At 54.6% G+C, this 1,765-nt stretch carries 1 protein-coding gene; it reads left to right on the top strand.

Translation table 11 applies throughout. The features are described 5' to 3' along the window. Positions 1-240: 240 nt before the first annotated feature. Complete coding sequence (locus A2I95_RS35345) at positions 241-1,458, top strand: hypothetical protein (protein WP_156916817.1); 1,218 nt, start codon at positions 241-243, stop codon at positions 1,456-1,458. Positions 1,459-1,765 lie beyond the last annotated feature (307 nt).

The following is a 1,765-nucleotide window of genomic DNA, read 5'->3' as shown; positions in this document are numbered from 1 at the left end:
GCACCAGGGAAGAACAGGGCGACTGGCTCTTGCCGATGAAAAAGGTCCGCAAATCCCGCGACACTATCGTGACCGAGATCGCCTGAGGCCTGAACGGTGATAACACGGTGGTAGCCTGAAACTCCCGGCATGCCGTCTTTACTCTAATCCTGACACTGTCAGCCAGCTGTTCTGTTGTATGGACAGCTGGCTGTCGGCCTCCATATAAATGACTATGGGCATCACAGAAACACAAGCACCGTGAGCTTGCGCACCCCTCAATCCGCACCAATCCTGATTGACGGGAACGGGAACGGGAACGGCGTTGCTTGGAAGCGCGTGCTGCTTGGGTCTCCTGACAGCGGTGATTTGCGGGAGAGTTTCCTTCAGCAATTGGTGCATGATCATCCTGAAATCATGCCAATGGCAGAAATCGAACCAGCTTTCACGCCTTTGATCCCCATTTGCATGGAGCTCCCGACAACCGCCGGTATTCTGGATAATCTTTGGATGACGCCTGCCGGAGGAATAATCATCGGAGAGTGCAAGCTGGCCCGTAACCCGCAAGCCCGCCGCGAGGTGGTGGCTCAGGCATTGGATTATGCGGCGGCACTTCATGGCCTGCATTACAGTGAGTTCGAAGCCGCAGTATTGCGTGGCCAGTCCATGGCGGGTGAAACCCTTTGGGAGGCAGTCGCAGAACAGGCCTTCCTGGACGAAGCTCAATTCATTGATGCCGTTGAACGCAGGCTTCGCTCTGGAAGGTTCATGGTTATGATCATTACTGACGGCATTCGCGAAGGTGTTGAGGAACTGACCGAGTTTTTGCAAATGCATGCCGGTCTTCACACCGGGCTTGCCTTGTTGGACCTGACCATTTGGAAAGACGGTCCGAACCGGATTCTGGTGGTGCCCAGGGTGCCGATGAAAACAGTGCTTGTGGAGCGGGGTGTTGTACGGATCGCGGAAGACGCCAGCATCAGGATCGAAGCTCCTTCAAAATTGCCCGATACGTCTTCGCAAGGCGCACCAGCTCAACCCTATACAATATCTGAGGTGGAGTTTTTTGAGCAACTTGATCAATCCGTTCCCGGAGGTGACGTATGCCTTAAGGAGTTCCTGCATCTGACAGTGAAGGCGGGCATTGAAGCCGAATTCAGAAAGACCCTTGTGCTTCGATTTTCTACAGCGTCCGAAGGAACTGTTTCTGCAGGGTACATTGAAAGCAACGGAAAGGTTATCGCGGGCGATGGCTGGTGGTATGCGAAGAAGGCAGGGCAGGTTGCAGCAGGACAAAGGTACATGGAGTCGCTGCGCGATTTGATTGGCGGGGAACTGAGGCAATATGAAAGTTCAAAAGCCCCGTTTCTGTTGGGGCCTGACGGTACCGGCGCAAGGCTAGGGGATTTTGCTGACAAAGCCCGGGGATGGGCTGAGATCACAAACGCGTTCGTGCACGCGCTATCCGATGATGTTTAGACAGGCTCCAGCCTGCTTGCCCCGCCGCTGTTCCCCCTTGCACGCAACTGGGAATCCGCCTATACGCGCGCTGTCGGTACAAGGGCGGTCAATGTCCGGATGACACATCTGAGCAGGGCTGAGGCACACCTCGGCCCTTTGTGTTTGTTTGATCAGATGTGATCCGGGCTACGTCCTTTACGGCTAACCAAGACCGGCGGAGACAACCGCATGGCCAGAAAAACCGTATGAAAAGGAAATCTGAGACCTCATGGCTCAAAACGTATCAATGGAGGATTTCGAAGCCCTCCTGAACGAAAGCTTCGAA

The organism is Leisingera sp. F5, from assembly GCF_001593695.1.
This window is presented reverse-complemented; position numbering and strand designations above follow the sequence as displayed.